Here is a 23112-nt window from a genome sequence, read left to right as displayed (position 1 = left end):
AAATGACGTTGTAGACTTTTTGTCCCTTTCGGAAAGGACAAAAGAGGGCGGCTGTCGCAAAAAGACGCACCCGTACTACAACCGCTCAGCGCGGGTTGTGAAGCGTTCCATTCGGAACCGCCTTGACGCTGGCGAGTCTGAGTATTATGAAGGAGGTGCGATGCATGTACGCAATTATCGAAACTGGTGGCAAACAATTGAAAGTGGAAGAAGGCCAAGAAATTTACATTGAAAAATTGGATGCCAATGAAGGCGATACGGTCACGTTTGACAAAGTGTTGTTCATCGGCGGGGAAACGGTGAAAATCGGAAACCCGACGGTCGAAGGCGCAACCGTGACGGCGAAAGTGCAAAAACATGGCCGGCAAAAGAAAATCATCGTCTTCAAATATAAAGCGAAAAAGAACTATCGCCGCAAACAAGGCCACCGTCAGCCGTACACCAAAGTCGTGATCGAAAAAATCAACGCATAAGATGATTCGCGTCACGATTGAACGGGAGGCGGACGGCTGCATTCGCGCGTTTACGATGGAAGGGCATGCCCATTTTGCGAAACGCGGAGAGGACATTGTATGCGCCGGTGCTTCGGCGGTTTCGTTCGGCACGATCAACGCCATTGAGGAGCTCACCGGCGTCCGCCCGAATGTGTCGCTCGGCCAAGACGGCGGCTATCTTCGCTGTGAGCTTCCGGAGCTGGAAGAAGCAGCGACGGCAGAAAAAGTGCAGCTTTTGCTCAAAGCGATGGTCGTCTCGCTGAAGACGATCGAACGCGATTACGGAAAATTCATCCGTGTAACATGGAAGTAGCAGGAGGTGACTGCCATGCTGAGACTCGATTTGCAATTTTTCGCTTCGAAAAAAGGGGTCGGTTCGACGAAAAACGGCCGCGACTCGATCGCGAAACGCCTTGGCGCGAAACGCGCTGACGGCCAATTCGTCACGGGCGGCTCGATTTTGTACCGCCAACGCGGAACGAAAGTCCATCCGGGCTTGAACGTCGGCCGTGGCGGCGATGACACGCTGTACGCCAAAATCGACGGCATCGTCCGTTTTGAACGGCTCGGCCGCGACCGCAAACGCGTGAGCGTCTATCCGGTCAGTCAAGAAGCGTAATATTGTTTCGAAAAACTCTAACCGTGGCGGTTAGAGTTTTTCTTTTTCCCCTCGAAAAACCGCTCCCGTTCGCTGTCAGAAAATGCTATAGTAAAAGTAAACTGTCCTCTCTAAAAAGGGAGAAGGAAACAACAGGCGGCGCGGGAAGCTGCGCTGCATTGAATAGGGGAGCGTTGCATGGAAAAGCGATGGACTGTCGTCGAAGTGATGCGCCATGCCCGCCATGACTGGCTGAACAAAATCCAGCTCATTAAAGGCCATTTGGCGCTCAATAAAGTGGAGCGGGTGCAAGAAATCATCAACGGCATTATCGGCGAAGCGCAGCAGGAAACGCGGTTAACGAACTTAAAGGCCGAACGGTTTGCTGAGCTGATGATGACGTACAACTGGGAGCCGCACCCGATTTTTCTTGAGTATGAAATTGTCGGCGGCGAGGCTGATTTGTCGCCGTATGACGAACAATTGAGCGAATGGTGCCGCCGGTTTTTTCGTCTGCTTGAGGCGCAGGCCGATGAGCAGGCGGAAAACCATTTATGCGTGACGATTGAGATTGCGGATGGGCGGGTGGGGCTCTTTTTTGACGGCCGCGGCGCATGGCGGGATGGTGATGCCATTCGCGCCTGCCTCGAGCGCTGTGAGCCATCAGCACCGCTTCGGCTCGTGTCGTTTGCTGTCGGGGCGGACGAATTGACGGTGGAGCTCGAGCTGCCGCTCGGCTCCGGGTCGCCTTATTGGTAAGCACATATTGACAGCATTGAATTGGCTCTGTATACAATAATAAATATTAGCTACACTCATTTTGTCATGATGGAAGCGAATCGGAGGAACAGCCATGTTTGTCGATCAAGTGAAAATTTATGTAAAAGGCGGGGACGGCGGCAACGGCATGGTCGCGTTCCGCCGGGAAAAATACGTCCCGAAAGGCGGTCCGGCCGGCGGGGACGGCGGCAAGGGCGGCGACGTCGTCTTCGTCGTGGACGAAGGGCTGCGAACGCTAATGGATTTTCGCTACCAGCGCCATTTTAAAGCGCCGCGTGGCGAAAACGGCATGTCGAAAAACCAGCATGGGAAAAATGCGGAAGACCTGCTCGTCAAAGTGCCGCCTGGGACGGTCGTTATCGATGCCGATACAAATGAGGTGCTCGCCGATTTGACGGAAGCCGGACAGCGGTTTGTCGTCGCCAGAGGCGGGCGCGGCGGGCGCGGCAACACCCGGTTCGCGACTGCGGCCAATCCGGCGCCGGAAATCGCCGAAAACGGCGAACCGGGCGAAGAGCGAAACGTCATTTTGGAATTGAAGCTGCTTGCCGATGTCGGGCTTGTTGGCTTCCCAAGCGTCGGCAAATCGACGTTGCTGTCGGTTGTTTCCGCCGCGCGGCCGAAAATCGCGGAATATCATTTTACAACGCTTGTGCCCAACCTAGGTGTTGTCGAAACAGAAGACGGCCGCAGCTTTGTCATGGCCGACTTGCCGGGGCTGATTGAAGGCGCCCATCAAGGGGTGGGGCTTGGGCATCAGTTTTTGCGCCATATTGAACGGACACGCGTCATCGTCCATGTCATCGACATGGCGGCGGTGGAAGGACGCGACCCGTATGACGATTACGTCGTCATCAACGAGGAGCTGAAACAGTACAATTTGCGCTTGACCGAGCGGCCGCAAATTGTTGCCGCCAATAAAATGGACATGCCAGGTGCCGAAGAAAACTTGCGCCGCTTCAAAGAGAAAGTCGGCGAGGCGGTGCCGATCTTTCCAATTTCAGCCGCGACAAGGCAAGGGGTGCGCGAGCTTTTGTTTGCCATTGCGGATTTATTGGAAACAACGCCGGAGTTCCCGCTCCATGAACCGGAAGAGCCGGCTGTGCAGCGTGTCGTCTATAAGTATGAGAAAGAGAAGCCGCCGTTTACGATCACCCGCGGCAGCGACGGAGCGTTTATTCTATCTGGCGATAAAATCGAAAAGCTGTTGAAAATGACCGATTTTTCGCGTGAAGAATCGGTGCGCCGCTTCGCCCGCCAGCTGCGGGCCATGGGGGTGGACGATGCGCTGCGCGAGCGCGGGGCGCAAGACGGCGACACCGTCCGGCTGCTCGATTACGAGTTTGAGTTTGTCGACGACTGGGATGAACGGTAAAAAGCGGGGGAAGGTGCGGTGGAGAAAAAATTTTACTTGGTGCGCGAAGATGTTCTGCCGGAAGCGATGAAAAAAGTCGTGCTGGCTAAGCAGCTGCTTGAGCGGAAAAAAGCCGCCTCGGTCGCCGAGGCGGCGCAACTTGCGAACATCAGCCGCGGCGTCTTTTACAAATACCGCGACGCCATTTTTCCGTTTCAGGCGGTGACGAAAGAAAATATCGTGACGTTGTTTTTCCATTTGGAAGACCGCTCGGGCACGCTGTCACAGCTGCTTGGCGTCGTGGCGGCGGCCGGCTGCAACGTGTTGACGATTCACCAGACGATCCCGCTGCAAGGGCGGGCGAACGTGACGCTTTCCGTCAGTACGAACGATATGCATGAAGACATCGATGACCTGTTGGGGAAGTTGAGAAGGCTTGAATTTGTCGAAAAAGTGGAAATTGTCGGTTCAGGAGTGTATTAAAGCAAGGGAGAGGCAAGCGAAATGAAAATCGGCTATTTAGGACCGAAGGCGACGTTTACCGAAGCGGCGGTCGCGGCGCTGTTTCCGTCGGAGCCGCGCGAGCCGTACAATACGATTCCCGACTGCATCGACGCCGCCGCCGCTGGGGAAATTAAGGCGGCCGTTGTGCCGCTTGAGAATGCATTGGAAGGGTCGGTCAACTTAACGCTCGATTATTTGATTCATGAACAGCCGCTGCCGATCATCGGCGAAATTGTCGTCCCAATCGAGCAGCATTTGCTTGTGCACCCGTATCATGCCCCACACTGGCGCGAAGTGAAAGAGGTGTACTCGCACGCACACGCCATCGCCCAATGCCGCAAATTTTTACATACGGTGCTCAAAGGCGCCAGTCAAGTGCCGATGACATCGACGAGCGCTGCCGCCAAATTTGTGAGCGAACACCCCCACTTGCCGGCGGCCGCGATCGCCAACCGGCTCGCTGCCAACGAATATGGGCTGGTGATCGTCCAAGAGAATATTCACGACTATGACTACAACCATACGCGCTTCATCGTTGTCAGCCGGCGGAATGAGCCGCTTTCGCCCAACTCGCCGCTTTATGCCGGCGACAAAACGACTGTCGTTGTGATGTTGCCGCAAGACCATCCTGGCGCGCTCCATCAGGTGCTGTCGGCGTTTGCCTGGCGGCGGCTCAACTTGACGAAAATTGAGTCGCGTCCGGCGAAAACAGGTCTCGGAAACTACTTTTTCATCATTGATATCGACGCGCCGCTCGACGAGGTGCTCATTCCGGGAGCGATCGCCGAAATCGAAGCGCTCGGCTGCACGGTGCAGCTGTTGGGCAGTTATCCATATTATTTTGCCTAAAACAGGTGAAAAACGCGAACGGTGTGTTCCTGTCCGCGTTTTTTTCTTTACGTGCATGCGGTTTCCGTTTAGGCTTCAATTAAAAAGCCGGCTTGTTTCAAAGCGTGGCAGGCGGCATCCAGTTTCAGCGGTGAGTCGGCCTCAAGCGTATGCAAATGCGTCCCATCCGTCAACTGAAGCAAATACGACGATTTCGTCGCTTCGATTTTGGCGATAAACTGGTCCACTTCCAGGCGGTTGCTGACCATGATCGACGCGGTCAAGTCGCCGTAGACCGGATGTTCGATTTTGACGTCTTTCACCGTCACGCCGCAGTCCACGAGCAAATACAGCTCTTCTTTCGTCCGCTCGGGTGTATGGAAGCAGGCGACCGTTCGCGTATACGTTTTGGCCGGCTCAGCCGGCTTTAAATACAGATATCCTTGGCTTGTCGCGATAATCGGTTCGTTGCGCGCCTTTAACAGCGAAATGTCTTGGACGATCACCTGGCGGCTGACGTTCGTTTTCGCCGCCAACTCGGCGCCGGTAAGCGGTGTGTCGCTTTCTTTCAGCCACTGCAAAATGAGCTGGCGCCTTGCTTCCCCTAAAATTTTCTTTTCCTCCTTCATCCTGTCCATCCCCCCTTTTGCGGCAAGATCATCTGTTCGAGCGTGGATACGAGTTCGTCAATGTCAGATTGTGTCGTCGCCATGCCGAAGGAGATGCGGACGAACTGCTTCGCTTCTTCCGGCGTTTTTCCGACGGCGAGCATCGTCCGCGACGGCGCCTGCTGTCCAACCTGGCAGGCGCTGCCGGTGGAAATGGCGATGCCGGCGCGGTTGCATTCGAGCATCACCAGCTGCCCGTCCAACCCGTTAACGGTCAAACCGACAATGTGGGCGAGCCGGTAGTCGGGATGGCCTTCGACCGTGATCGGCAGCTGTTTGACGGTGATGGCGTCAAGCAGCCGGCGGCGCAGCCGTTCGAAGTGCGCTTGCTCGCTTTCCATCCGATCGTACAGCTGCTTTGCGGCTGTGATGAAGGCGGCGATGCCCGGCACGTTGACCGTTCCCGGGCGAAAGCCGGATTCATGCGTCGCTCCCCGAAACACCGGACTCCAATGGCGGCGCGGATCGATATACACCGCTCCGACGCCTTTCGGCCCGTACACTTTATGGGCGGACACCGAGATGCTGTCAATCGCCATGGCTTTGACGTCTAGCTGTATTTTAGCAAAAGTTTGGACGCAATCGCTATGGAAAAGGACGCCGCGCGCCCGCAGCAGGCGGCCGATGTCGGCAAGCGGCTGGGTGGTGCCGATTTCCGAGTTGGCGTGCTGGATGGAAGCGAGAATCGTCTGCGGCGTGATCGCCCGCTCCAAATCTTCGAGACGGATGCGTCCAAAACGGTCGACCGGCAAGTAAGTGACACGGTACCCCTCTGTTTCCAACTGTTTGAACAGATGATGGAGAGAGGCGTGCTCGATTTCCGTCGTAATCAAATGATTTCCGTTCTGCCGGCGGGCGGCGACGAGCGAACGGACCGCGAGCACGTTCGCTTCCGTGCCGCCGCTTGTGAAATACACCCCTTCCGCTTCCCCGTTGATCATGGCGGCCAACTCGCGCCGGCATAAGGTGAGCAGTTGTTTTGCTTTCGTTCCGATGTCATGCAGGCTGCTTTCGTTGCCAAAATAAACAGCTGCTGCTTCGGCGTAGGCCGCAATGGCTTCTTGGCACATCGGTGTAGTCGCTGCATAGTCCAAATAAATCATCGTTTCCCGCCTCACTTCATTTTTTTCAGCCAACCTCTTGCCATTAGTTTAAATATGTGTAAATATAGATGTCAAGACAGGAGGAAAGAAAGGAGCGTCCAAACATGGGAGAAGGCGGCGTTGTGATTGTCGGCAGCGGACTGGCGGCGTTAACGGTCGCTTACTATTTGCCGCGGCATGAAAATGTGATGATCTTCACAAAGAAAGGCCGATCGGACAGCAACTCATGGCGGGCGCAAGGCGGGGTGGCGGCGGCGTTGGCGGAAGGAGATGGTTGGCGCAGCCATTTTCACGATACAATGACCGCCGGTTGTCTCCATAACGATGAACGAATGGTTGAGCTCATCGTCCGCGAGGGGCCGGAGCGGCTGCAGGAATGGATGAACGCCGGCATGGCGTTTGATCTCGACGAATCAGGCCGGATTTCTGTCGGTCTTGAGGGCGGGCACAGCTTCCGCCGCATTTTGCATGCCGGCGGCGACCAAACCGGAAAGGCGCTCGTTTCGTTTTTGCTTCAGCAGCTGAATGACCGTGTGCCGATCGTCGAGGGGGAACAAGTGATTGACTTGTTGATCGAAGACGGCCGTTGCGTCGGGGTGAAAACGAAGCGGGAAGACGGCCGTGTTTCGGTCTGGCGTGCGTCCGCTGTCGTATTGGCGTCCGGCGGCTGCGCGGGGTTGTACACGTTTACTTCGAATGCGCCAACGGCAACAGGCGACGGCATTGCCATGGCGTATCGCGCCGGTGCGGCGGTGGCGGATATGGAGTTCATCCAGTTTCATCCGACGATGTTGGCCGCCATGGGAAAAGCGGTCGGGCTTGTATCGGAGGCGGTGCGCGGCGAGGGAGCGGTGTTAGAGACGGAAGACGGGCGGCGCGTGATGGACGGCGTCCATCCGCTTGGCGATTTGGCGCCGCGCGATATCGTCGCGCGCGCCATCGCTGCCGAGATTGACCGCGGCGGCTGCGTCTATTTGAATATTTCCGCTGTCCCCCATTTTCGCCGCCGCTTTCCCACGATTGCCGCGCTGTGCGAAGCGCATGGGATCGATTGGGAAGCCGGCCGGCTTCCGGTCGTGCCGGGCGCCCACTTTGTCATGGGCGGCATCGTCGTCAATGAGTGGGGGCAGACGACCGTACCGGGTTTATACGCTGTCGGGGAAGCGGCATGCACCGGCGTGCACGGCGCCAATCGGCTTGCCAGCAATTCCTTGCTTGAAGCGATTGTATTTGGCGCCCGCGCCGCCTGTTCGATCAGCCGCCGGGACGACTGGCCGGCGAAAGGAGGGCGCGCCCGAAGGTCCAATTGCCCATTCGGCCCGACGCTGCCGGAGCGGGCGTTGATTCGCGAACAGCTGTCTACACGCGTCGGCATCGTGCGTGATGGCAGCCGGCTTCGTGAGGCGGTTGATTGGCTGGAACAATTTTCTCTGCCGTATTGGCTTGAAGGTGATGTCGAGACGTTGGCGGCCGAGGACATCGAAACAGGGTATATGCTGCTTGCCGGGTGGCTGATCGCCTCTTCGGCGCTTCGCCGCACAGAAAGCCGCGGCGGCCATTACCGGAGCGATTTTCCGCATCCGCATCCGAGCTGGCAAGGGCGGCGCCTCGTGCGGACGAAAGAAGAATGGGCCTGTTTGCCGGCTGGACGGTGAATGAGCCAAGTGAACAAAGAGGGGGATGGGACATGAACGAGGTAAAGCTTGAGCAATTGCTGCGGCAGTTTTTTCTTGAAGATATCGGCGATGGCGATATCACATGTGAAACGGTTTTTCCCGCTGATGAGCGGGCGGCGGGCGTGTTTGCCGCGAAAGCGGACGGGGTCATAGCAGGCGTCGGCATCATTGCAGCCGGATATCGGCTGCTTGATCCGCGCGTCGAAGTATCGATTATGAAACGGGACGGCGAGCGGGTCGCAGCCGGCGAAGCGATCGCCGCTGCATCCGGCCCGGTCAGAGCGCTGTTGTCCGGCGAGCGCGTCATTTTGAATTTGCTTCAGCGCCTAAGCGGCATCGCCACCGTGACGCGCCAAGCCGTCGATTTGCTCGGTGACAGTCATACGCGCATTTGCGACACAAGGAAAACAACTCCCGGGCTGCGCATGCTTGAAAAGTATGCCGTCACGTGCGGGGGCGGCTACAACCATCGCTTTGGCTTGTATGATGGCGTCATGATCAAAGACAACCATATCGCCTTTTGCGGATCGATCGCCGACGCGGTCAAAGCGGTGCGGGAGCGGCTCGGCCATATGGTGAAAATCGAGGTGGAAACGGAAACGGAAGCGGAAGTGCTCGAGGCGGTCGAAGCGGGGGCAGACGTCATTATGTTTGACAACCGGACGCCGGATGAAGTGCGTTCGTTTGTCCGGCTCGTGCCAAAGCCGATCATCACCGAAGCGTCCGGGGGAATTACGCTCGCCAACGTAGCAGCGTACGGCGCGACCGGCGTCGACTACATTTCGCTCGGATGTTTAACCCATTCCGCTCGAGCGCTTGACATTAGTTTTGATTTACAATGACGGGGGGAGAAAATAATGAACGTACTGGAGCAGCTAAAACGGCTCGATGACATGCCAGAGCGCTATAGAACGATGGAAAAAAGCGAGCTCGAGGCCCGCGCTCGGTCGATAAAAGAGCGGCTCGGCCGCCGCTTGTTTATCCCTGGGCATCACTACCAAAAAGATGAAGTCATCCAGTTTGCCGGTGCGACCGGCGATTCGCTTCAACTGGCCCAACTGGCGGCAAAAAACGATGAAGCGGAGTATATCGTATTTTGCGGCGTCCACTTTATGGCGGAAACGGCCGACATTTTGACGAGAGAGGAACAAGTGGTCATTTTGCCCGATATGCGCGCTGGCTGTTCGATGGCCGATATGGCTGATCTTTTCCAAGTCGAGCGGGCGTGGGCAGCGCTCACGGATCTATTTGGCGAAACGATCATCCCGCTTGTGTATGTCAACTCGACGGCGGCGATTAAAGCGTTTGTCGGCCGCCATGGCGGGGCGACGGTGACGTCATCCAACGCGAAAAACATGGTCAAATGGGCGTTTTCGCAAAAAGAGCGGGTTTTCTTTTTGCCGGATCAACATTTAGGGAGAAACACCGCCTATGCGCTCGGCGTCAGTCTCGATGAGATGGCGGTCTGGGATCCGCGTGAAGAGTCGCTGCAATGCAGCGGGCCGGTTGACAATGTCAAAGTCATCCTTTGGAAAGGGCATTGCTCGGTGCATGAAAACTTCACCGTCCGGCAAATCGAACAAATTCGGAGGACGAAACCGGAAATGAACATTATCGTTCACCCGGAATGCAGCTGGGAAGTCGTCCAGCAGGCGGATTACGCCGGATCGACGAAATATATTATCGAAATGATCCGCAACGCCCCGCCCGGCAGTCAATGGGCCATCGGGACGGAAATGAACTTGGTCAACCGGTTAAAGAACGAACATCCGGATAAGGAGATTATTTCTTTAAATCCGTACATGTGTCCGTGTTTGACGATGAATCGGATTGATTTGCCGCATTTCGTTTGGGCGCTTGAATCACTGGAACAAGGTGTGGTCGTCAACCGCATCACCGTTCCGAACGAAGTGGCCTGTCAGGCGAAAGCGGCGCTTGACCGCATGCTTGCTCTTGCCTAGTTCCCCAACCCGGCGTGACGGAATCGCTTCCGTCCGGCCGGGGATTTTTTTATCATAAATGGGCGCTCATCGTCATACATTGTGTTGAAAGACGATATCGGGAAACAAGCATCGGTCGGATAGAGTGCAAACAGTATCGGTGTAGGAGGGGGAGCGGAGTGAAAATCCATATTGTTCAGAAGGGAGATACTCTTTGGAAAATAGCCCAAAAATATGGGGTTGATTTTGAACAATTGAAAAAAATAAATGGGCATGTAAGCGACCCGGATATGATTATGCCCGGAATGAAAATCAAAGTGCCGACGGCGGGAGTGCCGGTCAAAAAAGAAACAAAATGGCAGGCGCCGCCGAAAAAAGCGAAAATAGAAGAGCACCCATACGCGGAAGCCAAGCCGTTCGTTTCGATCGACATTGATACAGAGTTCGGCGCCGTTGCTCCAGAAGGCAAAACGCCGGCGAATGACGCACCGGCCAACGAAGCGTCGAAAGCGGTGGTGAAGGAAGCACCGAAGGCGCCGGTGAGCGAAGCGCCGAAAGCGGCAGTGAAGGAAGCACCGAAGGCGCCGGTGAGCGAAGCGCCGAAAGCGGCGGTGAAGGAAGCACCGAAGGCGCCGGTGAGCGAAGCGTCGAAAGCGGCGGTGAAGGAAGCACCGAAGGCGCCGGTGAGCGAAGCGCCGAAAGCGGCGGTGAAGGAAGCACCGAAGGCGCCGGTGAGCGAAGCGCCGAAAGCGGCAGTGAAGGAAGCACCGAAGGCGCCGGTGAGCGAAGCGCCGAAAGCGGCAGTGAAGGAAGCACCGAAGGCGCCGGTGAGCGAAGCGCCGAAAGCGGCGGTGAAGGAAGCACCGAAGGCGCCGGTGAGCGAAGCGTCGAAAGCGGCGGTGAAGGAAGCACCGAAGGCGCCGGTGAGCGAAGCGCCGAAAGCGGCGGTGAAGGAAGCACCGAAGGCGCCGGTGAGCGAAGCGCCGAAAGCGGCAGTGAAGGAAGCACCGAAGGCGCCAGTCAGCGAAACACCGAAAGCGACGGGGAAAGGGGAGCTGAAAGTACCTGTCAACGAAACACCAAACGCACCAGTAAATGAAACACCGAATGTGCCGGTCAATGAGGCGCCAAATGCCGCGAACGCCGAGGGAGCGAAAACGCCGACTGTCGAACCGCCGTTTGTGCATACGATCCCGCCGGCCGCTGCGTCCTCTCACGTTTCATTTGCCAAATCGTTGTCGAATCTGCCGCCGATTCCGCCGAAGCCGAGCAATATTTTACCTGGCATTATGAAAGAGGAAACAGGAGAAAGCCCGGATAAACTGAAAGGGGAGCAGATGGAACCGGAAAGTGATGAAGCGCCGCCGCTTCCGAACATTCCATACGTTCCGGTCGCGCCGCCGCCAGCGCCGGCGTTTGGCAGTGATCAAGGATGTGTGCCGGTGACGCCGATTTTGCCGGGGCCAGGGTTTTATGTGCCGCCGTTGCCAGCGATGCCGCCGTATTCTCCGCTGCCCAATCCGCCGGCCGGGGAAAGCCCAGAAAGCGGTGCAGCACCTTATCCAGGCATCAGTGAAAGCAGCAGTGAATCGGCGGAGTCCCCACCGCTTCTTGGGCCGGGTGGACATGGGGCTGCCATCCCGCCGACGCCGCCAGCGGGAGCCGCTTTCGCTTCGCCGGGATACGCGCCGCCCGGGGTGTATGCGCCTCCGGCTGGGTATCCGCCAGTTGCCTATATGCCTGTATATTCGCCGGTTCCGCACTATGGGGGGTATGCACCGCCTGGCGTGTACGTGCCGCCGGCTCCATACGGGTATGCCCCACAACAGGCGGCGCCGCTTCCGTGGCCGGGCGTCGTCTACCCGACAAGCCCGCCTGGGTATGCGCCTTCGCCTGCTCCGCCGGCCGCCAGCCCGCGCCTGTTTGCCGGGCCGCCGGATGAGGAGAGCGAACATGGTGAAGAACAATAATCCAATCGAAAGAGACGCCGTCGGCCGTCTCTTTTTTCTTCTTGACCGCCAATATCGGCTTGTTATTCAACAAGTTGTGGCATTGAAACCGCATGTCTTCGCCATTGCCGCCCGGCAAGGAATGTTTGTCGCCAAAGCGTATCGCTTTCCTGTTGCGGCCGCGCGGCACGCCTGGCTTCTTGCCGCATTAAGGAAGACCGGTTTTTCCGACGCGCCGGCCCCTATGCCGATCGGGCGCGGAGGAGTGGTTGAAGCCGGCGGATGCTATTGGCTGCTGACGGAATATGTAGCCGGAGCGCGTCCAATCTCGTTTGCCGCTTGGGCTGACGCCGCTGACGGACTTCATTTGCTCGAACGTTACCATACCATAACGGCAAACATCGCCAGCAGCAAGCAGGAGGCGATAGGGCTACCGCGTGCGCAGCTGTATGACAAATGGCGGCGCTGCTATGAGGAGTTTTGCCGACATTTGCCTGTTGTTGAAACGATCATGGACAAAGAAGACATTTTATTTACGCTGCGCTGGGCGGATTACTGTCTATCAACGTGTCGCGAGCATGCTCCAGAGTTGACGGAGGATTCTGCTGCCATCATTCATGGTGATGTCGCCTCCCATAATTTTTTGCGCACCACAACCGGCCAGATGTACCTCATCGACTATGACGCGGCCGCTCTTGCCTCGCCCGGGCTTGACTATTGCCAATACGCCAATCGCCTCTTGCCGTATATCGGTTGGTCATATTCAACACTCGCCCGTTTCGCTCCGCTTCGCCGTTGGTTGGAAAAACGCTGGTTTTTGCATGCGCTCTTATTTCCGGCTGATGTGTTTCGTGAATGGCGGTCAGCCGCCGCGCGCCGCCGCCCTCTTGTGTTTGACCGCAAGCGGAGAGAACGGTTTGTCCGTAGCCTTTATGCTATGCTACAATGAGAAATGGAATCTTTGGAAAAGGAGTCGAGGGCGGATGCAAGAAAAAATTGACAAACTCGTGCAATGGTTGCGTGACCAAGTCTCATCAGCCGGTTTAAACGGGGCGGTCGTCGGCATCAGCGGCGGCATCGACTCGGCGGTTGTCGCCCATTTGATTAAGCGTGCCTTTCCGGACGATTCGCTGGGGCTGATCATGCCTTGCAAAAGCAATCCGAAAGATATGGAAGATGCGCTGAAAGTGGTGAAAAGCTGCGGCATCCGGCATTTGGTCATCGATTTGACCGAGGCGCACCGGACGTTGTTTGGCGCGGTCGAGGCCGAGCTGAAAGCCATCGGGGAATGGAGCGAAGAGCGCGCGCGCCTCGGAGATGCGAATACAAGGGCGCGTTTGCGCATGACAACGTTGTATGCGGTCGCCAACAATTACGGCTATCTCGTCGTCGGTACGGACAACGCCGCCGAATGGCATACGGGCTACTTTACGAAATACGGTGACGGTGGAGTCGATTTAGTGCCGCTCATTCACTTTACAAAAGGCGAAGTGCGCGAAATGGGTCGTCTGCTCGGCGTCCCGGAAGAAATTATCAAGAAAGCTCCAAGCGCCGGACTGTGGGAAGGGCAGACGGATGAAAGCGAAATGGGCACGACGTATGAAATGATCGATAAATATTTAAAAGGGGAAGAGATTCCAGAACGCGATCGGAAAATTATTGAACGGCTTCATGAACGTTCGCATCATAAACGACAGTTGGCGATTGCGCCGCCGAAGTTTTAAGCTGTCATCTCGTTGGGTTGAACTAACAGCGATAAACCCCCCGCGTTTGCCGCAAGCTAAACGTAAGGCTGGCTTCATGCCAGCCTTGGGCGAAGGAAACCAAGGGGGGTTTTCCATTGAGATACGCGGTCAGATGGATCGGCGTGTTGTCGGTCGCCGGATTGCTCGCCTCATGCACCAACTACCGGGCGAATGAGGAAGGGGCGCAGCGTTATCATGATGCGGCGAGACCGATCGGTTTTTACTCGACGGAGCGAGGCGACGATTTCCGCTATGGCCAATATGGGACGAATGCGCTCAATTATGACAACCGTTATATATGGGCGCGCCGCGGTCCGGTCACCGATTATTTGACGGACGACGGCCGCCTCGGAGGACCAGCAGCGACCCGGTTTGACACGGACGTTCCGGCTCTTCCGCCCGACGTCGATTTCGGTGACAGTGATTACAACTACCATGGGCATTTGCACTCGCTAAACGTCGATCCGCACCCGTCGTACTACCGAAGCTATGCCGGCGGTTTGGCTGAGAAGCTTTCCCGCCGCGCCGCAGCGGTGAACGGAGTCGACGATGCCCGCGCGGTTGTGTATGGCGATCAGGCGCTCATCGCGATTGCCACAGACGCCCGCCATCCCAAGCGGCTTGAGAAGCGTGTCGAGCAAGCGGTCGCTCCGTACGCGGACGGCAAGCGGGTGCGCGTCACCTCGAATCCGAGCATGTACCACCGCATTCGCACGATTGACAACGCGCTTCGACGCGGGACTCCAATCAATATGGAAGAAATCCGCCGTGATTTGCGCACCATTTTTATCGATGGCACGATTCAAGAACGGCCGGAAAACACTCGGTGACAAACCGAAAAAGGCGTCCCAAAAAAGCGGGGCGCCTTTTTTCATGGCTGCTCCTTCGCTGGAGCTGGCTGACAATTTCCGCGTTTTTTGCTATAGTAATAATCGGAACATTCCGTTGCGATGAGAGGAGAACTGTCGATGGCTGGACATTCGAAGTGGAAAAATATCCAACGGCGGAAAAATGCTCAAGATGCCAAACGCGGCAAACTGTTCATGAAACTGGCGAAGGAAATTTATGTGGCCGCCAAAAGCGGCGGAGGCGATCCAGCGTCCAATCCGAGCCTGCGCCTTGTCATTGAGAAGGCGAAAGCGGCCAACATGCCGAGCGAAAACATCGAACGGGCGATTAAAAAAGCAACTGGAACCCAAGAACATACCAACTATGAGGAAATTCGCTACGAAGGATATGGACCAGGCGGCGTTGCCGTCATGGTCGTTTGCCTGACGGATAATAAAAACCGCACCGCCGCCAACGTGCGTGCGGCGTTTTCGAAAAACGGCGGCAACTTAGGGGAAACGGGGTGTGTCTCCTACTTGTTTGAGCGTAAAGGGCTGCTGATCGTCGATCGCGAGCAGCACGATATCGACGAGGATGAGCTGCTGCTGTTGGCGATCGAAGCCGGTGCTGAGGAGATGGAAACGACCGATGAGTCGTTTGAAATTTATACAGCGCCCGAGTCGTTTGAATCGGTGAAGGAGCAGCTGGAACAGCATGGGCTGACGTTTGCAAGCGCAGAGATCACGATGATTCCGCAAACGTATACGACGCTCGAAGGCGATGATTTGAAAAAAATGTTGAAGTTGATCGACACTCTTGAAGATGATGACGACGTTCAGGAGGTATACCATAACCTGGACGAATCGGCGCTTGACGAATGACAGCGCCCGCCAATTGTTGCTTGAAAAAGGGGTGTACGTCCGTCCGCCGTATATGGTCTATCCAAAAGAGGTGGAATTTTGTTGATCGGCGGCAACTCGCTTTGCAAAAAAGCTAAGCAGAATAGGAATAAAATGGAGAGCAACGGTGAAACTAAGAGCGTAAGGGAATCACCATGCTGGAAGAGAGGAACGGGATGATGCGAATTCTTTCCACCCTTCTGTTGGCTGTTGCCGCCGTGCTGCCGGTCCATGGGGTGTCGGCTGCGCCGGTCAAGATGACCATTGTGTTACAGCAGCATTACTTAGACGGAGAGATGAGCGAGGAGAAAGTCACGGAAACGGTCGATTCATTGACGGAAATATGGAAGAAGTACCGCGACTGGCAGCTTATCAATCTTGATGACCGAACGATCGTCTTTCGCAAAACGGTCAACGACATTTCGCCGTTGTTAAAAACAAACGGCTACTTCGGAATTACGGACGATGGCACGTTGTCTATCTTCAACGGCAAACCGGGCCGGTCGAGCGAAATCATCCAGTCGTTTTTCCAAATCGACGTGCAAAAGCTCGAAAGCCGTCAGCAAGAAAAGCTGAAGAAAGGAATTCGCGTCCTCTCGAAAGAGCGGTATGAACAAGTGATCGAAATGTACCGCCATTTTGCGGTCGTCCAATAAACCAAGCGAAAGCCCGTGGTGCAAAGCGCATCGCGGGATTTCTTTTTGCTATAATGAAATCATATGATACAATGAAAGGACGAGAAAAGGAGAGGAGCATCCATTGATCGAGTTTATCCGCGGGTACGTCGACTACGTCTGCCCGGAATATATCGTCATCGACCATAACGGCATCGGCTACGAGATCTTTACGCCGAACCCGTTTGCGTTTCAGGAAAGCCGCGAGGCGGCGGTGACCGTCTATACATACGAATATGTACGCGAAGGTGTGCACGCCTTGTACGGGTTCCCAACGCGCGAGGAGCGCAACTTGTTCGCCAAGCTGCTGCAAGTGTCGGGCATCGGGCCGAAAGGCGGCCTCGCCATTTTGGCGGCCGGGCGTCCGGATGAACTGGCGCGGGCCATCGAGGAAGAAAACGAGGCGTTTTTATGCAAGTTTCCAGGCGTAGGCAAAAAGACGGCCCGGCAAATGATTTTGGATTTAAAAGGGAAGCTCGGAGCGCTTGCGGCGCCGGCGGCTGCACGTTCGGCCGCCCCGCTTTCCGGAGAGCTGGCTGAGGCGGTGGCGGCGCTCAAGGCGCTCGGCTACGCTGAACGGGAGATCGAGAAAATCATTCCGGCGCTCCGCGAAGAAGCGATGTCGACGGAACAGTATGTGAAGCGGGCGCTGGCGCTGCTTTTGGGATAAACAGCGGCCAAAGGGAGGAATGACGGTGGAGGAACGGCTTGTATCCGGGGAGGTCTTAGGGGAAGAAACTGCGCTTGAACCGAGTTTGCGCCCGCAATATTTGCATGAATATATCGGGCAAGATAAGATCAAAGAAAACTTAAAAGTGTTCATTGAAGCGGCCAAGCTCCGCGAAGAGACGCTCGACCATGTGCTGCTGTACGGACCGCCGGGGCTTGGGAAAACGACGCTCGCCGTGATCATCGCCAATGAAATGGGCGTCAAGCTGCGAGCGACATCTGGACCGGCGCTCGAGCGGCCGGGAGATTTGGCGGCGCTTCTCACTTCGCTTGAGCCGGGGGATGTGCTCTTTATTGATGAGATCCACCGGCTGCCGCGGGCGGTGGAAGAGGTGCTCTATTCGGCGATGGAAGATTATTGCTTAGATATCACGATTGGCAAAGGGCCGGATGCGCGCACGCTTCGCCTCGACTTGCCGCCGTTTACGCTCGTCGGGGCGACCACGAGAGCCGGGGCGCTGTCGGCGCCGCTTCGCGACCGGTTTGGTGTCATCAGCCGGCTCGAATACTATCACGTCGACCAACTCGCCCAAATCATTGAGCGGGCGGCGGCCATCTTGCAAATCGGCATCGAGCGCGAAGCGGCGCTTGAGCTTGCCCGTCGGGCGCGCGGCACGCCGCGCATCGCCAACCGTTTGCTGCGGCGCGTCCGCGATTTTGCGCAAGTGCGCGGAGAGAGGGGAATTACGCTGCCGCTTGCTGTCGAGGCGCTCGAGCGGCTGCAAGTCGACCGGCTCGGGCTCGACCAAATCGACCATAAGCTGCTTTCAGCGATGATTGAAAAATTCGCCGGCGGCCCGGTCGGGCTCGAAACGCTGGCGGCGGTGATCGGCGAAGAAGCACAAACGATTGAAGAAGTGTATGAGCCGTACTTGATGCAGATCGGTCTCTTGCAGCGTACGCCGCGCGGGCGCGTCGTCACGCCGGCGGCGTATGCCCATTTCGAAATGGAGGTTCCGAAGCGGTGAACAGCTTGCCAAAGTTGATCATGACGATCGGCGTTGTGCTCATCATTGTCGGGTTTGTCATGCAGTTTGTCAAACTCGGCCGCTTGCCGGGGGATATCGTCATCCGCAAAGGGAATATGACGTTTTATTTTCCCGTTGTGACATCCATCTTGCTGAGCGTTGTGTTATCGTTGATTTTTTACGTGCTCGGACGATTTCGCTGAAGGAAGGAGAACTGCGTCAACTACCCCCACTTCGCGAACGCTTGAAGTGGGGGCTTGCAACTCCCCAGAAGTGCAAACGGACTTCGTCCTCCTTCCTTGACTTGGGGTTGCATCAGGGGGCAGGTTGACGACTACCCAATGACGCAGGTCATGCCTGCATCGTTACCGATTCTCTCGGTGTGTCTGTTGGCAGTACTTGGCTTCCACACACAACAGACGGACCTACGCTCGATGTTTTACGGTTACAACGTTTCCTGTAACCAACTCCATACATCGAGTAGCCGTGATTGGAGTGCCTTTATTGAACGGTTTTCTCCACGCCTTTATTATATCATACACAAAAGAAAGGGGGGAACGCGCATTCCTCTCCCACTTACTCCCTTTGGTCGTTGAAGTGGGAGTCTCCTGCGCGAAATAGGATGAAAGTCGATTTGTTTGATTTTCATTTGCCGGAAGAGTTGATTGCGCAAACGCCGCTTCCGGACCGGGCGGCGTCAAGGCTTATGGTGTTGGACAAACGGACGGGCGCCATCCGCCATGAAACATTTCGCAACATTATTTCGTACTTGAATCCGGGCGACTGCCTCGTGTTAAACGATACGCGCGTCATGCCGGCGCGGCTTTACGGCGAAAAAGAGGAAACGGGCGGAACGGTCGAAGTGCTGCTGTTAAAGCAATTGGACGGCGACCGTTGGGAGACGCTCGTTAAGCCGGGAAAACGAGTCAAGCCGGGGACGAAGCTCACCTTTGGCGGTGGGAAGCTTCAAGCCGTCTGCCTCGATACGCTGGAACACGGCGGGCGAGTGCTTGAGTTTTCGTATGACGGCCTGTTTTATGAAGTATTGGCCGAGCTTGGCGAGATGCCGCTGCCGCCGTACATTAAAGAAAAGCTCGACGACCCGGAGCGGTATCAGACGGTGTACGCCCGTGAAATTGGTTCGGCAGCGGCGCCAACCGCCGGTTTGCATTTCACCGAAGAGCTGCTTGACGCCATTCGCGAAAAAGGGGTGCATATCGTCTTCATCACCCTTCATGTCGGGCTTGGCACGTTTCGGCCAGTGCAAGTGGACGAAGTCGAGAAGCACGATATGCACGCCGAATTTTATCAAATGAGCGAGGAAACGGCTGAGACGTTAAACCGCGTCCGGGAGCAGGGCGGCCGCATCATCGCCGTCGGCACGACGTCGACACGGACGCTCGAGACGGTCGCCGGCAAACATAACGGCCGATTTGTTGCAGAAAGTGGCTGGACCGACATTTTCATCTATCCGGGCTATGAGTTCAAAGGGATTGATGGGCTGGTGACGAACTTCCACCTGCCGAAATCGACGCTCATCATGCTCGTGAGTGCGCTCGCCGGGCGCGAAAATATTTTGCACGCGTATCAAGTAGCGGTCAAAGAGCGATACCGCTTTTTCAGCTTCGGTGATGCGATGCTCATCATTTGAGAAAGGAGAAGAGCACGTTGACGACACCGATTCGCTTTGAACTGATCAAAACGTGCCGGCAGACGGGCGCGCGCCTTGGCATCCTCCATACGCCGCACGGCTCGTTTGAAACGCCGATGTTTATGCCGGTTGGGACGCTCGCCACGGTCAAGACGCTGTCGCCGGAAGAGCTGAAGACAATGGGGGCCGGCGTCATTTTAAGCAACACCTATCATCTTTGGCTGCGCCCGGGGCATGACATTGTCGCGGAAGCGGGCGGATTGCATGCGTTTATGAATTGGGATCGCGGCATTTTGACGGATTCCGGCGGCTTCCAAGTGTTCAGCCTCAGTGAATTCCGCCGCATCGAGGAAGAAGGCGTCTATTTCCGCAACCATTTAAACGGCGATAAGCTGTTTTTATCGCCGGAAAAAGCAGTCGAGATTCAAAATGCGCTTGGCGCCGACATCATCATGGCGTTTGATGAGTGCCCGCCGTATCCAGCGACATATGAATACATGAAACAGTCCATCGAGCGGACGAGCCGTTGGGCGGAGCGCTGCTTGAAGGCGCACCGCCGCCCGAATGAGCAAGGGCTGTTTGGCATCGTCCAAGGCGGTGAATATGAAGATTTGCGCCGGCAAAGCGCCCGCGATTTAGTGTCGCTCGATTTCCCGGGCTATGCGGTCGGCGGGTTGTCGGTCGGCGAGCCGAAGGAGGTCATGAATCGGGTGCTTGAGTTTACGACGCCGCTTCTGCCGGCGGACAAGCCCCGCTATTTAATGGGCGTCGGTTCGCCGGATTCGCTCATCGACGGGGCGATCCGCGGCATCGACATGTTCGACTGCGTATTGCCGACGCGCATCGGCCGCAACGGCACCGTGATGACGAGCGAAGGACGGGTGGTGATCAAAAATGCCCAGTACGCTCGCGACTTCTCGCCGCTCGATCCGAACTGCGACTGCTACACGTGCCGGAACTATACGCGTGCGTACATCCGCCATCTCATCAAATGTGATGAAACATTTGGCATCCGCCTCACGTCTTATCATAACGTCTATTTTTTGATAAAATTGATGGAGCAGGTGAGACAAGCGATCCGCGAAGATCGACTCGCCGATTTCCGTGAGGAATTTTTCGAACGCTACGGCTTCAACAAGCCGAATGCAAAAAACTTTTGACGACCGGAAAGGAGGGGGATTGCATGAACGCAGTGATCGCCAATTTGTTGCCGATTGTGCTGTTTTTTGTGTTTTTCTACTTTTTGCTCATTCGCCCGCAACAAAAACGGCAACGCGCCATCCAGCAAATGCAGGCGAATTTGAAAAAAGGCGATAAAATCATCACGATCGGTGGATTGCACGGCATCATCGACTCGGTCGATGAGGACAAAATCATCGTTCGCGCCGGCGACGGCACGCGACTGACGTTCGACCGCTCCGCGGTGAGAGAAGTGGTGGCGGAAAGTAAGGCGTAGCGAAAGCGCGGCCATCGGCATCTAAGCTTGAGCGCCGATTTGAACGGCGGTGTGAAAAGCGCGAGCGAGACGCAATCTCGTTTCTTACCATCGCGCTCTCCATCACAAAAGGTGTCCCGTTTGCCTTGAGGACACCTTTTGCTTTTGCGATGGTTTGTCGTTTTTACGTCCGTTCATAGCGCGACGATGACAAATTGACTCCGACGATGCCACCTAAGGAAGCAGCGGCGAAAAAGGCAAGGTGGTACAGCCATTGTTCGACGGTAAACGATTTTTCCATGCCAAGAAATTGAAACAAAAAGATGATCGCCGTAAATAAGAGGCCGGTCAGCCCGCCGGCGAGCCATCCTTTTTCTTGGCTTTTTCCGCCGGCGACAACGCCGCCGATAAACAGCGAGACAACCGAGGCGGCAAACACGATCCAGGTGAGCGACGATTCGTGAATGTCCGTCCATTTGAGCAACAACGAAAAAATGAAGCTGACGAGCGCCGCCAACACAAAAACTGTGGCGATTCCATACACCAGTGCGCTGCCAAGCCGTGACACCGCAATCCCTCCTTGGCCCAAACGCTTTTTACCACAATATATTCACCGCCGGACAGGTTTAGACGTTTATTTTCGCTTGTTTTTTCCGGCCAGCCAGTGCAGCCCCGGAAGGTAGACGAGCTCTTCGCGCCGGATGAGCCGGAACAGAATGAGGCAGGCGGCATATAGGGCGGCTGTCGCGGCCATGGCAAGCAGCGTCCAAAGCGGTGCGGGCACCGCCAAAAGCGGATGGCGGGAGAGCGCATAGCCGATTGCGCCCGCAGCGATGATGGCGCCAAGCGCTTTGATGTACTCGCGTGCATCGATGGAAAAAGACACCATCTTGACGACCGTGGCAAAGTGAAGCAACGTCACAAGAACGGTGCTGACTGCAGTCGCCAGCGCCGCGCCCATAATGCCCAAACTTGGACGGGAAGCAAGGACGAAGATGCACACGAGCTTCACCACTGCTCCGATCAAGCTGTTCGTCATGGCGGCTTTCGCCAAGTCCAGTCCTTGCAAGACCGCCTGCAGCGGGCCTTGGAAATAATACAATAAGAAAAACGGCGCCATCACTTGAATAAAGATCGCGGCTTCACTTGTGCCGTACATCCAGCGCATGAGCGGATCGGCGAACAAGTAAAGAATGACGGTGGAAAGGCCGCCGGTGATAAGCGACAAGCGCATCGCCTGGGTGATCCGGTATTCGACCAAAAGCAGCTTGCGTTGCGCCATGGCTTCGCTGATGGCCGGCACCAGGGTGGTCGAAAGCGCGTACGTAATAAACGACGGCAACGTCAACAACGGCAGCGCGTAGCCGACAAGCTGTCCGTATTGCCTTGTGGCAGTGGAGGCGGCGATGCCGGCCAATGCCAAGCTGTTGGCGACGACGATTGGCTCAAAAAACCAAGAAAGCGAGCCGATCAAACGGCCGCCGGTCGTTGGCAAGGCAATGCGCATGAGGCGGACGAACGTCTCTTTGCCGGCTTGGACGTAGTGAAAAAACTTTGTCCGCAGGCGAATCGATTTTTTAACCTTAAATAAAAACAGTAAATACAATAATGCTGCCAGCTCGCCGAGAACGGAAGACGCCATGGCGCCGGCGGCGGCATACTCGACGCCGTACGGCAAAAGCGGCTGTGTGCATAAGGCGATCAAGCTGATGCGGACGATTTGTTCCAGCAAGAGCGAGTAGGCGTACGGTTTCATTTGCTGGCGTCCTTGAAAGTAGCCGCGCAGCACCGAAGAGATGGCGACGATCGGCACAATTGGAGCGATGGCAAGAAGCGGATAGTACGTACGCGGGTCGGTGAACATCGTCCGGGAGAGCCATGGCGCAACAGCGATCAACGCCGGCAGAAGCACGATGCTTAGCGCGCCGGTGGTGGCCAGCGACACGACGAGAATTTGTTTCACCCGTTGCCGGTCGCCGGCCGCCTCTGCTTCGGCGACGAGTTTGGAAATGGCGACCGGAAGCCCGATCTGCGTCGCGGTAATCGCTAAAACGAGCGTCGGCACGGCCATCATGTACAGCCCGACTCCTTCATCGCCGATCATGCGGGCGACGACAATTCGGTTGATGAAGCCGAGAATTTTCGTAATAAAGCCAGCGACGATTAAAATGACCGTACCTTGTAAAAATTTAGACATTTTCTCCCCCTGCCTTCTCAAATGCCTCCATCTTTTATACAATATATGCAAGGCCCATGGCCAAGCATGACAAGATTGGCAGGCGGCAATGG

The 23112-nt window shown here is 56.1% G+C and carries 26 protein-coding genes and 1 other annotated feature; of the genes, 22 read left to right on the top strand and 4 right to left on the bottom strand.

Annotated elements, in window-relative coordinates; translation table 11 throughout:
• Positions 1-69 precede the first annotated feature (69 nt).
• Positions 70-149: a sequence feature (ribosomal protein L21 leader region), on the top strand.
• Positions 150-164: 15 nt separating this feature from the next.
• The 7 genes from rplU (at position 165) to pheA (ending at position 4579) form a co-directional block, all read left to right on the top strand.
• Positions 165-473 carry a 50S ribosomal protein L21 gene (gene rplU / locus NSQ51_RS12000; protein ID WP_033010949.1) on the top strand — a complete coding sequence of 103 codons (309 nt, stop codon included), beginning with the start codon at positions 165-167 and terminating at the stop codon, positions 471-473.
• Between the two features lies 1 nt (position 474).
• Complete coding sequence (locus NSQ51_RS11995; RefSeq protein ID WP_033010951.1) at positions 475-807, top strand: ribosomal-processing cysteine protease Prp; 333 nt, start codon at positions 475-477, stop codon at positions 805-807.
• A 15-nt stretch (positions 808-822) separates the two neighbouring features.
• The gene (gene rpmA, locus NSQ51_RS11990; RefSeq protein ID WP_008881065.1) at positions 823-1113 is read left to right on the top strand and encodes a 50S ribosomal protein L27; all 291 of its coding nucleotides are present in this window, start codon (positions 823-825) and stop codon (positions 1111-1113) included.
• Between the two features lie 177 nt (positions 1114-1290).
• On the top strand, positions 1291-1851 hold the full coding sequence (locus NSQ51_RS11985; RefSeq protein ID WP_033010953.1) for a sporulation initiation phosphotransferase B: 561 nt from the start codon (positions 1291-1293) through the stop codon (positions 1849-1851).
• A gap of 94 nt (positions 1852-1945) precedes the next feature.
• Positions 1946-3247: a GTPase ObgE gene (obgE, locus tag NSQ51_RS11980; protein ID WP_049624752.1), complete on the top strand. Its 1302-nt coding sequence runs from the start codon at positions 1946-1948 to the stop codon at positions 3245-3247.
• Between the two features lie 18 nt (positions 3248-3265).
• The gene (locus tag NSQ51_RS11975) at positions 3266-3709 is read left to right on the top strand and encodes an ACT domain-containing protein (protein WP_033010955.1); all 444 of its coding nucleotides are present in this window, start codon (positions 3266-3268) and stop codon (positions 3707-3709) included.
• Positions 3710-3730: 21 nt separating this feature from the next.
• Positions 3731-4579 (top strand): prephenate dehydratase, encoded by an 849-nt coding sequence (gene pheA, locus NSQ51_RS11970; RefSeq protein ID WP_033010956.1) that lies wholly within the window; start codon positions 3731-3733, stop codon positions 4577-4579.
• A gap of 68 nt (positions 4580-4647) precedes the next feature.
• Here the strand turns inward: pheA and NSQ51_RS11965 are convergent, their stop codons facing one another.
• Both NSQ51_RS11965 and NSQ51_RS11960 read right to left on the bottom strand, forming a co-directional pair.
• Positions 4648-5187, bottom strand: coding sequence for a transcription repressor NadR (locus tag NSQ51_RS11965; RefSeq protein ID WP_033014264.1), 540 nt, complete (start codon positions 5185-5187; stop codon positions 4648-4650).
• The gene (locus NSQ51_RS11960; protein ID WP_047819372.1) at positions 5184-6329 is read right to left on the bottom strand and encodes an IscS subfamily cysteine desulfurase; all 1146 of its coding nucleotides are present in this window, start codon (positions 6327-6329) and stop codon (positions 5184-5186) included. The genes NSQ51_RS11965 and NSQ51_RS11960 overlap by 4 nt, the downstream gene beginning before the upstream one ends.
• 104 nt (positions 6330-6433) lie before the next feature.
• On the opposite strand from NSQ51_RS11960, the gene nadB reads away from it, so the two are divergent.
• The 15 genes from nadB (at position 6434) to yajC (ending at position 20844) form a co-directional block, all read left to right on the top strand.
• Complete coding sequence (gene nadB / locus NSQ51_RS11955) at positions 6434-7984, top strand: L-aspartate oxidase (RefSeq protein WP_049624751.1); 1551 nt, start codon at positions 6434-6436, stop codon at positions 7982-7984.
• Positions 7985-8016: 32 nt separating this feature from the next.
• Complete coding sequence (nadC, locus tag NSQ51_RS11950) at positions 8017-8847, top strand: carboxylating nicotinate-nucleotide diphosphorylase (protein WP_049624750.1); 831 nt, start codon at positions 8017-8019, stop codon at positions 8845-8847.
• Positions 8848-8862: 15 nt separating this feature from the next.
• On the top strand, positions 8863-9966 hold the full coding sequence (gene nadA, locus NSQ51_RS11945; protein WP_049626406.1) for a quinolinate synthase NadA: 1104 nt from the start codon (positions 8863-8865) through the stop codon (positions 9964-9966).
• Positions 9967-10124: 158 nt separating this feature from the next.
• The gene (safA, locus tag NSQ51_RS11940; protein WP_342462682.1) at positions 10125-11915 is read left to right on the top strand and encodes a SafA/ExsA family spore coat assembly protein; all 1791 of its coding nucleotides are present in this window, start codon (positions 10125-10127) and stop codon (positions 11913-11915) included.
• Positions 11899-12843: a phosphotransferase gene (locus NSQ51_RS11935; RefSeq protein ID WP_049624747.1), complete on the top strand. Its 945-nt coding sequence runs from the start codon at positions 11899-11901 to the stop codon at positions 12841-12843. Before safA ends, NSQ51_RS11935 begins: the two co-directional genes overlap by 17 nt.
• A 34-nt stretch (positions 12844-12877) precedes the next feature.
• Positions 12878-13618 (top strand): NAD(+) synthase, encoded by a 741-nt coding sequence (gene nadE, locus NSQ51_RS11930; protein ID WP_033014805.1) that lies wholly within the window; start codon positions 12878-12880, stop codon positions 13616-13618.
• A 116-nt stretch (positions 13619-13734) separates the two neighbouring features.
• Positions 13735-14469 carry a YhcN/YlaJ family sporulation lipoprotein gene (locus NSQ51_RS11925; protein ID WP_033014804.1) on the top strand — a complete coding sequence of 245 codons (735 nt, stop codon included), beginning with the start codon at positions 13735-13737 and terminating at the stop codon, positions 14467-14469.
• A gap of 138 nt (positions 14470-14607) precedes the next feature.
• Positions 14608-15348 (top strand): YebC/PmpR family DNA-binding transcriptional regulator, encoded by a 741-nt coding sequence (locus NSQ51_RS11920; protein ID WP_049624745.1) that lies wholly within the window; start codon positions 14608-14610, stop codon positions 15346-15348.
• A 197-nt stretch (positions 15349-15545) separates the two neighbouring features.
• The gene (locus NSQ51_RS11915) at positions 15546-16022 is read left to right on the top strand and encodes an intercompartmental signaling factor BofC (RefSeq protein WP_049624761.1); all 477 of its coding nucleotides are present in this window, start codon (positions 15546-15548) and stop codon (positions 16020-16022) included.
• Between the two features lie 103 nt (positions 16023-16125).
• Entirely contained in the window at positions 16126-16710 is a 585-nt protein-coding gene (gene ruvA, locus NSQ51_RS11910; RefSeq protein WP_049624744.1) for a Holliday junction branch migration protein RuvA, read from the top strand.
• 25 nt (positions 16711-16735) lie between these two features.
• Complete coding sequence (gene ruvB, locus NSQ51_RS11905; protein WP_049624743.1) at positions 16736-17737, top strand: Holliday junction branch migration DNA helicase RuvB; 1002 nt, start codon at positions 16736-16738, stop codon at positions 17735-17737.
• On the top strand, positions 17734-17940 hold the full coding sequence (locus tag NSQ51_RS11900) for a DUF2905 domain-containing protein (RefSeq protein ID WP_013524224.1): 207 nt from the start codon (positions 17734-17736) through the stop codon (positions 17938-17940). The genes ruvB and NSQ51_RS11900 overlap by 4 nt, the downstream gene beginning before the upstream one ends.
• A 419-nt stretch (positions 17941-18359) precedes the next feature.
• Positions 18360-19388: a tRNA preQ1(34) S-adenosylmethionine ribosyltransferase-isomerase QueA gene (gene queA / locus NSQ51_RS11895; protein WP_049624742.1), complete on the top strand. Its 1029-nt coding sequence runs from the start codon at positions 18360-18362 to the stop codon at positions 19386-19388.
• Between the two features lie 17 nt (positions 19389-19405).
• On the top strand, positions 19406-20548 hold the full coding sequence (gene tgt / locus NSQ51_RS11890; RefSeq protein ID WP_033014797.1) for a tRNA guanosine(34) transglycosylase Tgt: 1143 nt from the start codon (positions 19406-19408) through the stop codon (positions 20546-20548).
• Between the two features lie 23 nt (positions 20549-20571).
• Positions 20572-20844, top strand: coding sequence for a preprotein translocase subunit YajC (yajC, locus tag NSQ51_RS11885; protein ID WP_033014793.1), 273 nt, complete (start codon positions 20572-20574; stop codon positions 20842-20844).
• 163 nt (positions 20845-21007) lie between these two features.
• Here yajC and NSQ51_RS11880 read toward each other — a convergent pair whose 3' ends face one another.
• Entirely contained in the window at positions 21008-21391 is a 384-nt protein-coding gene (locus tag NSQ51_RS11880) for a TIGR04086 family membrane protein (protein WP_033006360.1), read from the bottom strand.
• A 66-nt stretch (positions 21392-21457) separates the two neighbouring features.
• Positions 21458-23020, bottom strand: a complete 1563-nt coding sequence (gene spoVB, locus NSQ51_RS11875; protein ID WP_049624741.1) for a stage V sporulation protein B — start codon at positions 23018-23020, stop codon at positions 21458-21460.
• Positions 23021-23112: the final 92 nt, after the last annotated feature.

The organism is Geobacillus sp. FSL K6-0789 (assembly GCF_038593135.1).
Classification (GTDB): domain Bacteria; phylum Bacillota; class Bacilli; order Bacillales; family Anoxybacillaceae; genus Geobacillus; species Geobacillus stearothermophilus.
This window is presented reverse-complemented; position numbering and strand designations above follow the sequence as displayed.

Excerpts from the sequence above, each read along its gene's own strand:
- NSQ51_RS11960 (WP_047819372.1), bottom strand. The coding sequence starts at position 6,329 with ATGATTTATTTGGACTATGCAGCGACTACACCGATGTGCCAAGAAGCC.
- nadE (WP_033014805.1), top strand. The coding sequence starts at position 12,878 with ATGCAAGAAAAAATTGACAAACTCGTGCAATGGTTGCGTGACCAAGTC.
- yajC (WP_033014793.1), top strand. The coding sequence starts at position 20,572 with ATGAACGCAGTGATCGCCAATTTGTTGCCGATTGTGCTGTTTTTTGTG.
- pheA (WP_033010956.1), top strand. The coding sequence starts at position 3,731 with ATGAAAATCGGCTATTTAGGACCGAAGGCGACGTTTACCGAAGCGGCG.
- NSQ51_RS11965 (WP_033014264.1), bottom strand. The coding sequence starts at position 5,187 with ATGAAGGAGGAAAAGAAAATTTTAGGGGAAGCAAGGCGCCAGCTCATT.
- nadC (WP_049624750.1), top strand. The coding sequence starts at position 8,017 with ATGAACGAGGTAAAGCTTGAGCAATTGCTGCGGCAGTTTTTTCTTGAA.
- NSQ51_RS11915 (WP_049624761.1), top strand. The coding sequence starts at position 15,546 with ATGCGAATTCTTTCCACCCTTCTGTTGGCTGTTGCCGCCGTGCTGCCG.
- NSQ51_RS11995 (WP_033010951.1), top strand. The coding sequence starts at position 475 with ATGATTCGCGTCACGATTGAACGGGAGGCGGACGGCTGCATTCGCGCG.
- NSQ51_RS11935 (WP_049624747.1), top strand. The coding sequence starts at position 11,899 with ATGGTGAAGAACAATAATCCAATCGAAAGAGACGCCGTCGGCCGTCTC.
- NSQ51_RS11985 (WP_033010953.1), top strand. The coding sequence starts at position 1,291 with ATGGAAAAGCGATGGACTGTCGTCGAAGTGATGCGCCATGCCCGCCAT.
- queA (WP_049624742.1), top strand. The coding sequence starts at position 18,360 with ATGAAAGTCGATTTGTTTGATTTTCATTTGCCGGAAGAGTTGATTGCG.
- rpmA (WP_008881065.1), top strand. The coding sequence starts at position 823 with ATGCTGAGACTCGATTTGCAATTTTTCGCTTCGAAAAAAGGGGTCGGT.
- spoVB (WP_049624741.1), bottom strand. The coding sequence starts at position 23,020 with ATGTCTAAATTTTTACAAGGTACGGTCATTTTAATCGTCGCTGGCTTT.
- obgE (WP_049624752.1), top strand. The coding sequence starts at position 1,946 with ATGTTTGTCGATCAAGTGAAAATTTATGTAAAAGGCGGGGACGGCGGC.
- nadB (WP_049624751.1), top strand. The coding sequence starts at position 6,434 with ATGGGAGAAGGCGGCGTTGTGATTGTCGGCAGCGGACTGGCGGCGTTA.
- rplU (WP_033010949.1), top strand. The coding sequence starts at position 165 with ATGTACGCAATTATCGAAACTGGTGGCAAACAATTGAAAGTGGAAGAA.
- nadA (WP_049626406.1), top strand. The coding sequence starts at position 8,863 with ATGAACGTACTGGAGCAGCTAAAACGGCTCGATGACATGCCAGAGCGC.
- NSQ51_RS11920 (WP_049624745.1), top strand. The coding sequence starts at position 14,608 with ATGGCTGGACATTCGAAGTGGAAAAATATCCAACGGCGGAAAAATGCT.